The 8142-nt window shown below is 49.0% G+C and carries 9 protein-coding genes; 2 read left to right on the top strand and 7 right to left on the bottom strand.

Annotated features, from left to right (window positions below; translation table 11 throughout):
• Positions 1–180 precede the first annotated feature (180 nt).
• Positions 181–1017, top strand: a complete 837-nt coding sequence (locus tag HMPREF3277_RS01775) for a hypothetical protein (protein ID WP_070869857.1) — start codon at positions 181–183, stop codon at positions 1015–1017.
• A gap of 524 nt (positions 1018–1541) precedes the next feature.
• Here HMPREF3277_RS01775 and HMPREF3277_RS01770 read toward each other — a convergent pair.
• The 7 genes from HMPREF3277_RS01770 to HMPREF3277_RS01735 all read right to left on the bottom strand — a co-directional run bounded on the left by HMPREF3277_RS01770 (position 1542) and on the right by HMPREF3277_RS01735 (position 6517).
• Positions 1542–2384: an MlaA family lipoprotein gene (locus tag HMPREF3277_RS01770; protein WP_070869856.1), complete on the bottom strand. Its 843-nt coding sequence runs from the start codon at positions 2382–2384 to the stop codon at positions 1542–1544.
• Complete coding sequence (locus HMPREF3277_RS01765; protein WP_070869855.1) at positions 2381–2659, bottom strand: STAS domain-containing protein; 279 nt, start codon at positions 2657–2659, stop codon at positions 2381–2383. The genes HMPREF3277_RS01770 and HMPREF3277_RS01765 overlap by 4 nt, the downstream gene beginning before the upstream one ends.
• 98 nt (positions 2660–2757) lie before the next feature.
• Entirely contained in the window at positions 2758–3348 is a 591-nt protein-coding gene (locus tag HMPREF3277_RS01760) for an MlaC/ttg2D family ABC transporter substrate-binding protein (RefSeq protein WP_003763204.1), read from the bottom strand.
• Positions 3349–3384: 36 nt separating this feature from the next.
• Positions 3385–3882 carry an outer membrane lipid asymmetry maintenance protein MlaD gene (mlaD, locus tag HMPREF3277_RS01755; RefSeq protein ID WP_070869854.1) on the bottom strand — a complete coding sequence of 166 codons (498 nt, stop codon included), beginning with the start codon at positions 3880–3882 and terminating at the stop codon, positions 3385–3387.
• Positions 3883–3932: 50 nt separating this feature from the next.
• Entirely contained in the window at positions 3933–4709 is a 777-nt protein-coding gene (gene mlaE / locus HMPREF3277_RS01750; RefSeq protein ID WP_003760565.1) for a lipid asymmetry maintenance ABC transporter permease subunit MlaE, read from the bottom strand.
• 139 nt (positions 4710–4848) lie between these two features.
• Positions 4849–5649 (bottom strand): ABC transporter ATP-binding protein, encoded by an 801-nt coding sequence (locus tag HMPREF3277_RS01745; protein ID WP_003779745.1) that lies wholly within the window; start codon positions 5647–5649, stop codon positions 4849–4851.
• 412 nt (positions 5650–6061) lie between these two features.
• Entirely contained in the window at positions 6062–6517 is a 456-nt protein-coding gene (locus HMPREF3277_RS01735) for a four-helix bundle copper-binding protein (protein ID WP_039410569.1), read from the bottom strand.
• Positions 6518–7069: 552 nt separating this feature from the next.
• Here HMPREF3277_RS01735 and HMPREF3277_RS01730 point away from each other — a divergent pair.
• Positions 7070–7756, top strand: a complete 687-nt coding sequence (locus HMPREF3277_RS01730) for a Bax inhibitor-1 family protein (RefSeq protein ID WP_003760551.1) — start codon at positions 7070–7072, stop codon at positions 7754–7756.
• Positions 7757–8142: the final 386 nt, after the last annotated feature.

Here is an 8142-nt window from a genome sequence, read left to right as displayed (position 1 = left end):
CCGTACTGGTTTAAAGTTAATCCACTATACTTTAGAATAGCGAGTTTTGCCGCAAAATAGGCTTATGTCGGTAAGGGAAGAAACTTCTGCGGATGAGTAGGTAAAAATTCATATTGGATGTTATCATTCTTCATATCTTAAAGGGCTTGAGCCAAAATGAATGGGTATTTAAGGAAAGATATGATTTTTTCTCAACTCAACCGCGCAATCTTATTCGTATTTTCACTCACGGCTTTGGCGGCTTGCGGCGTCGGACCGGCAGCTTCCCAAGAAACACTTGCTGATCAAAACAGCAAAAAAGAGCCTGCCATATCGTCCCAAAAAACCGACAAGGATAAGTGCTACATCAATTATCCTAAGGAACAGAAGCATTTGGCAGAGGCAGAATGTTTAACCTTGCCTATTTCATCTAAAACTTGGTTTCAATCCTACCCGAGACTGTCAAATGGCTTTCTGGATTTGAATCAGATTAAGGCGCCAAAGGATGTTAAAGAATATATATATCCAGTTTCAATGAGCACCGTTATCCCCGAGCATGCAAAAGTTTTGGGTGTGATTCCCTATAATGATTCATTTGCATGGCTTGTTGTTGCCATTAATGGGGAATCGGAAGAATCTGAAGGAAATAGCATTGTTGAACAAAAATATGATATTTATCCGGTCAATAGAAAGGATGGAAGCATAGTTCAAGACCATACCGGTCTTCCAACTTTAGGCTCGATAGATGTGATATATGAATCATTCTATGACAATAAAAAATTGTTGCGTCCGCCCTTCAATTTTAAAAAAATAGATGGAATACTGAGTTACCATGTAGCAGATACCTTGTCCTTGAAGCCACAGGGAAAGTGTGTGATGGAATTTGAACTCAGCAAGGAGTTTATATTGAAAACAGATAGGGTCTGCTATGAATTTCATCAGGGTAAAAAATCCATATCTTCTAAGGATAAGACGATTTGGAAGCTAAATCCGGAAAGTATGGAATTTGAAGATCAAGAATTATCATCAGAAAATTAAAAGCCGTATCACATTAATATTTTGGATTGATTGGAATCTGCCTCAAAGCGGATAAGTTTTTAAGCCGCATGAAACTGAAAATACGCGGATGGCGGGTGTGCAGAGTCTGCATAGTTGTTTGACTTTGAATGATTGAACCACCCTGAGAGGTCGTCTGAAAACGGGTATTCAACGGATGGGAAATAGGAATTTCCGTTGAAGTCGATTTTTCAGACGACCTTTTTGTAACGGTCATTCTGATTTTATAGTGGATTAACTTTAAACCAGTACGGCGTTACCTCGCCTTAGCTCAAAGAAAACGATTCTCTAAGGTGCTGAAGCACCAAGTGAATCGGTGCCGTACTATCTGTACTGTCTGCGGCTTCGGCGCCTTGTCCTGATTTGAATTTAATCCACTATATGATGTGGCACAGGCTTGGTGGTGAGTTGCGCAAGCAGACTTATGATTTTCTAAAATGGCATAGAAAAAGGTCGTCTGAAACCCTGAAAAGAGGTTTCAGACGACCTTTTGCATGGAAACCGGATTAATCGTTTGCCGCATCATCGGCTGGTGCGCCGGTTTGGATAGGGGTGTATAAATAAAGGTCGGCAGTTTCGCCGGCAGAGGTATTGGAGGCATCTGCCCCGGCTTCGACAGGCAGATCGCTGTCCACCAATTCGTCGATGTCGATATTGTCATCCTCGCCTTGCGGTAATGTCCCGCCGGTTTGGCGGCTGCGCACTTTCATGTAAAGGTCGCGGGTGTAGCTGTATTTGTCGATGGCTGCGCCTTCGAGGCTGTCGGTCAGGTCGAGCAGTTCTTTACGGGTGTTGATGGCCTGCAGGCCGATTGTGCCCCAGCGTCCTGCTCTGGTGTGGAAGACGGCGTTTTTAACTGGGTAGACGGTGGTAACGGCGTTGCCAATGGTATCGCGTACGGTAGATGGGCCGAACAGGGGGACAACGAAGTAGTTGCTGTTTTTCCAGCCCCATGAGGCGAAGGTGTCGCCGAGGGTGTTTTTATTGCTGGGTACGCCGCCTGCACCGGCTACGTCGATTAAACCGCCAAGGCCGAAGGTGGTGTTGATGCCGACGCGGACGAGGTCTTCGCTGGCGCGTTTGACGTCAAGGCGCAGAACATTGCTGCCGAAGCTGACGACATCGCGCAGGTTGTTGAAGAAGTTGCTCACGCCGGTGCGGACGGGCTTGGGCGTTATTTTGCGGTAGCCGCGTGCGACGGGGGCGAGGACGTATTGGTCGGCCTTGTCGTTGAATTTGAATACGGCGCGGTTGTAGCCTTCGTAGGGGTCGGCGGGGTTGTTCTCGGCAAATGCGGGGGTTGAGGTCAGGCCGATGAGGAATAGGAGTGAAGCGGTGGTTTTTTTCATGGGTTCAACCAGTCTTTGATTTCGTAAAGCTCGGACAGGGTGCGCACGGATTCGGGTATGCCTTGCAGGGTGATTTTCCCGTCCGGGCGGCGCAGTGCGTCAAGCAGCAGGGACACGCAGGCGGAATCGGCGCACCCGACGCCGCTCAAATCGACCGCGCGGGTGTCTTTCAGACGACATTGCTGTCTGAATCGGGTAAAGGCGGCGGCGGTCAGGGTTTTGACGGTTACGTCGCCGCTGATGTGCAGCGTACCGTCGCGAAGTTCGGTTTGCATGGCTGTCTTGTCAACTTAATCTTGGATGATAAAACCTGAAGGTCATGGTGTGCGAAAGCCATGTCGTCTGAAAACGGACGGCATGGCTTGTCTTTGCGTTATTTGCTGCCGTTTTTGGCTTTCAGCTCGGCAATCAGTCCGTCTACGCCTTTGGCTTTGATGGTTTCGCCGAATTGGTTGCGGTACACGGTTACCAGGCTCGCGCCTTCGATGGCGACGTTGTAGGCACGGTATTTGTTGCCGCTTTGGTAGGTGGTGAAGTCCATGTTGACGGGTTTTTGACCGGGTACGCTGACTTCGGCGCGGACGATGATTTCTTTGCCGCCTTTATTGACAACGGGGTTGTCTTTGACGTTGACGCTGGCGTTTTTGAATTTCAACATGGTGCCGGAGTAGGTGCGGATCAGCAGGGTTTGAAATTCTTTGGTCAACGCTTGTTTTTGCGCGTCAGACGCGGTACGCCAAGGGTTGCCGACTGCCAGCGCGGTCATGCGTTGGAAATCGAAATAGGGAATCGCGTAGGCTTCGGCTTTGTGGCGGGCGGTGTTGGCATCGCCGCTTTTTAAGATGCTCAATACTTGAGTGGCGTTTTGACGGATTTGGTTCACTGCGTCGGCAGGGGCGGCAACCGCCATGCTGATGCTCAAGATGCCGATGCTCAGTGCGCTGATGAAAGAGGTTTTTTTCATGATTAAGTGTCCTAGTATCAATATGATGGTGTACGTTTATTCGGTGGTTTTTGCTGTATCGTTGCCGCCCGCCGCGTTTTTTTCGGCGAAGCTGGTCATGAATTTACCGATCAGGTTTTCCAGAACCATGGCGGAGCTGGTAACGGAAATGGTATCGCCCGCGGCGAGGGGTTCAGTATCGCCGCCTTGTTGCAGGCCGATATATTGTTCGCCCAACAGGCCGGAGGTCAGGATTTGCGCGGAAACGTCGCTGCTGAACTGATATTTGCTGTCCAAATCGAGGCGGACTTTCGCCTGATAGGATTTCGGGTCAAGCTCGATGGAACCGACGCGTCCGACCAATACGCCCGCGGATTTGATCGGCGCGTTGGCCTTCAAACCGCCGATGTCGCTGAAATCGGCATATACGGTATAAGTTTTGCCGGAATTGCCGAACGCCGCGCCGCCCGCCACGCGGAAAGCGAGAAAGCCGACCGCTGCCACGCCGAGCAGGACAAACAGTCCGACCCAAAATTCCAATACATTCTTTTTCATTAAAGTTCCTTGAATATCCAATGTTCTTTGTTTCGTTTTCAGACGACCTGTCAATCCGTAAACATCAATGCGGTCAACACAAAGTCAATCGCTAAAATCGTCAGGGCGGACGAAACCACCGTACGCGTGCTGGCGCGCAAAATGCCTTCCGAGGTCGGTACGCAGTGGAAGCCCTGATGTACGGCAATCAGCGTTACCGCCACGCCGAACGCGGCGGATTTGATCAGACCGTTGATTACATCGTAATGTATCGTGATGTTGTTCTGCATTTGCGACCAGAAAATGCCGCTGTCCAAGCCCAGCCAGGTCACGCCGACCAAATACGCGCCGTAAATCCCCGCCACGTTGAAAATCGAAGCCAAAAGCGGCATGGAAAACACGCCCGCCCAAAAGCGTGGCGCAACCACGCGGGCGACAGGGTTTACCGCCATCACGTTCATCGCTTCGAGCTGTTCGGTCGTTTTCATCAAACCGATTTCGCTGGTCATCGCACCGCCCGCGCTGCTGGCAAACAGAATCGCCGCCAACACCGGACCCAGTTCGCGCAACAACGAAGCCGCAACCATATAGCCCAAAATATCGGCGGATTTGAATTTCGACAACTGCGTATAGCCCTGCAAACCCAAAACCATGCCGACGAACAGCCCTGAAACGGCAACAATCAATACCGACAGCACGCCGGCAAAATACACTTGGCGCACGCTCAGGCGCGGACGGACGAAAGCCGTACCGGATTTCGCCAGAATGTTCAGCAGAAACAGCGTAATACTGCCGAGAGATTGAATAAAGCCGAGGGTTTTCGCCCCGACGGAACGGATAAAATTCATAGGTTTCCATTACGGATTAACGGGTTTCAGACGACCTTGTAGGATGATGGTGATGGGTCGTCTGAAAAATGATTTCGGCTTCAGGCAACAACGGTACAAACGTTTCAGACGACGTCTGCAAACCGAGGTCGTCTGAAAACTACCCAAGCAAATCTTGCTGCAACGACGTTTGCGCCGGATAGCGGTATGCGACGGGGCCGTCTGCCAAGCCGCCGACAAACTGGCGTACCCAAGGCGAATCCAGTTCGCGCATTTCCTGCGGCGAGCCGGAGAACATAATTTCGCCGTGTGCCAAGAAAATCACCTGATCGACGATTTCCAAAGATTTTTCAATGTCGTGCGTTACCATAATACTGGTCGAACGCAAAGCCTTGTTGACGCGGCTGATCAAGTGGGCAATCACGCCCAAGGAAATCGGGTCGAGGCCGGTAAACGGCTCGTCGTACAACATGATTTCAGGGTCGAGCGCGATCGTGCGGGCAAGCGCGACGCGGCGCGACATCCCGCCGGACAGCTCGGACGGCATCAGGTTTTCCACGCCGCGCAGACCGACCGCGTTCAATTTCAACAAAACCAAATCGCGGATAACCGCTTCCGGCAGGCGCGTCAGTTCGCGCATCGGAAAAGCGATATTGTCGAATACTGACAAATCGGTAAACAGCGCGCCATGCTGGAACAACACGCCCATGCGGCGGCGGTGTTCGTACAATTCATCAGCCGAAAAACCCGCCAAATCACGTCCTTCAATCAAAACCTTACCCGACTGAGGATGAATCTGACCCGTAATCAGCCGCATCAGCGTGGTTTTGCCGCTGCCCGAACCACCCATCACGGCGGCGAAGTTTCCTTGGGGAATGCTGAAATTGATATTGTTCAGAATCGGACGGTCGCCATACGCGAAGGCAACGTCTTTCATTTCGATGAAGGGTACGGAACTCATGAAAGGGAAGATAAGGCGGGATGTATTTTAATTACTTGCATTGTAAAGCTTATCAAGGTGTCGGGCAATTTTCAGACGACCTTATCAAGAAAACGTCTGTTAAGAAGCGTGAAAATCATGTGTTTGGCAGAAATTTTAAGACCATTGGAATGGTTAAGATTGAAGTCTTGCAACCTGTTGTCTTCATTTCAGAACGGGGCGCGTTACAGAACTTAATAATCCTAAACATACCGTTTTTCGCCAGCGCGTGAAATTTTAAATTTATGGCAAGATTTTGTAGGCAAAGACACAACATTCTACAAACAAAACTTACATTTCAAATAATTTTGTGAAAGCCATCCCCTTTAAACAAACCGATCTGCCTGCAAAACAAAGTTTGTTTCACAGGCAGACCGGTAATTGACTGCGTCAATTAAGCAGCGATTTTTTCGCACTCTTTGATGCAGGCAAGGCAAGACTCATAGCATTGTTTGCATTCTGCGTGGTGGCCTGCGTGTTGTTTGCACGCTGCGGCACATTGTTTGCACGCCTCAACACAGACTTTTGCCAAAGAAGGGGTCAGCGGAGAGTTTTGGGCGGCAAGGTTTTGCAGCGCGCCACACAATGCCAGCATTTGGTTGACACCTGTTGCGCAATCTTTCATTGAAGTATCGCCTTGGCTCAGCAGTCGGATGCAGTGTGCCAAACAGATTTGACCTGCTTCAACACAGTGGGCAGCCGCTTTTCTGGCTGCTTCATAGGTTTTGGACGCAGCAGCAGGGGCAGCGTGGGAATGGCCTTTATGGTCATGATGTCCGTGGGCGCGGGCGAACGAAGCGGCGGCTGCCAAAGAAACGGCTGTACCACCCAAGAATTGACGACGGTTCATACTGTATTTCCTTATGTAATCATTGATATGAAGTGAAACATAACGAATCGCTAAAATCGAAGACAGCAGCTTTCTACGCATCATTGATGTCGTCTGAAATCAGCCGTTTATGAAATTTTGAGCGATTGCACTACACTTACCGCCGCAATCCTATCATTCAACGGTTCGACAGACAATAAATCGAAAGTTGATGAATAATCAATGAAGTTATTTTATTTCTTATGTTGTTTACACAGCCTGAAACCGGCTCTGTTCAAATTTGCTATGGCAAATCATTAAATTCCAAAATCCATTATCTTGCAGAAGCTTGTTTTATCCGGTTTTGAAGTGGTGAAAATCAAATCAAACGGTAAAAGGGGTGGGCAAAGATTCGGCATCGGTTTCAGAAGCAGTCTTTTATGTAAATTTATGATTGCGGCACTTTAAAATGCTTTGAACGCTACCACTTATCCTCAAACGGCGACGTAGGCATATTTTTATGCCCAAGCCAATAATTTGCTGATAGAATCAGGACTCTTTTTGTTTTCACACATTTTTTCAGGAGCAAACGCCATGCGAAACGACGTTTACGACTATCCTCTTGCAGGACAAGTTTCCCAAAACATTGTCTTGCAAAAAACTTACCGCCTGCTGGGTTTGTCTTTCATTCCCGCTATTGCCGGCGCATTCGCCAGCAGCGCTTTGAACCTAAACCTGTACGCTATGTTCGGCGCACGCTGGATGGGTTTTGTAGCTGTATTGGCATTCTTCTACGGTATGATTTTCCTTATCGAGAAAAACCGTTACAGCAATACGGGCGTTGTCTTGTTGATGATTTTTACCTTCGGTATGGGTGTGTTGATCAGCCCGTTGCTGCAATATGCGCTTGCTATCCGTAATGGTACTCAAATCGTAGGTGTCGCCGCAGCCATGACCGCCGGCGTATTCTTTACAATGGCAGCGATGGCACGCCGCACAACGATGAATATGAACTCACTCGGACGCTTCTTGGCAATCGGCGGTGTGGTTCTGATGATTGCAGTGGTTGCTAACTTCATTCTGCAAATTCCGGCTCTGAGCCTGGCGATTTCCGGCGCGTTTGTTGTGTTCAGTTCGCTGGTTATTATGTGGCAGGTGCGTACCGTGATTGATGGTGGCGAAGACAGCCATATCAGCGCAGCCCTGACCATTTTCATCTCGATTTACAATATTTTCAGCAGCCTGTTGCGCATCTTGTTGGCATTCACCAGCGACGATTAATTGCTTAGGTTCTGATATCGAGGTCGTCTGAAATATGAAAAGGTTTCAGACGACCTTTTTTATAGTGGATTAACTTTAAACCAGTACGGCGTTACCTCGCCTTAGCTCAAAGAAAACGATTCTCTAAGGTGCTGAAGCACCAAGTGAATCGGTGCCGTACTATCTGTATGTCTGCGGCTTCGTCGCCTTGTCCTGATTTAGATTTAATCCACTATATATGCGCGGCTTGGCTTGTTTGGATTCAATTTAAATCAGATGGACAATCATGCGGCGGTTCGTCAGGGGGTAGAAAGCTGATTGGCTTGGTGTTTGGTGTGGGGCGAAACATTGCTGAGAGGCAAATTTGATGGACTGTATAGTGGATTAAAATAAAAATGAGACAAGGC

This window comes from Neisseria sp. HMSC70E02 (assembly GCF_001838645.1).
Classification (GTDB): domain Bacteria; phylum Pseudomonadota; class Gammaproteobacteria; order Burkholderiales; family Neisseriaceae; genus Neisseria; species Neisseria macacae.
Note: the sequence above shows the minus strand (reverse complement) of the source record. Positions and strands in the feature narration are given on the sequence as shown.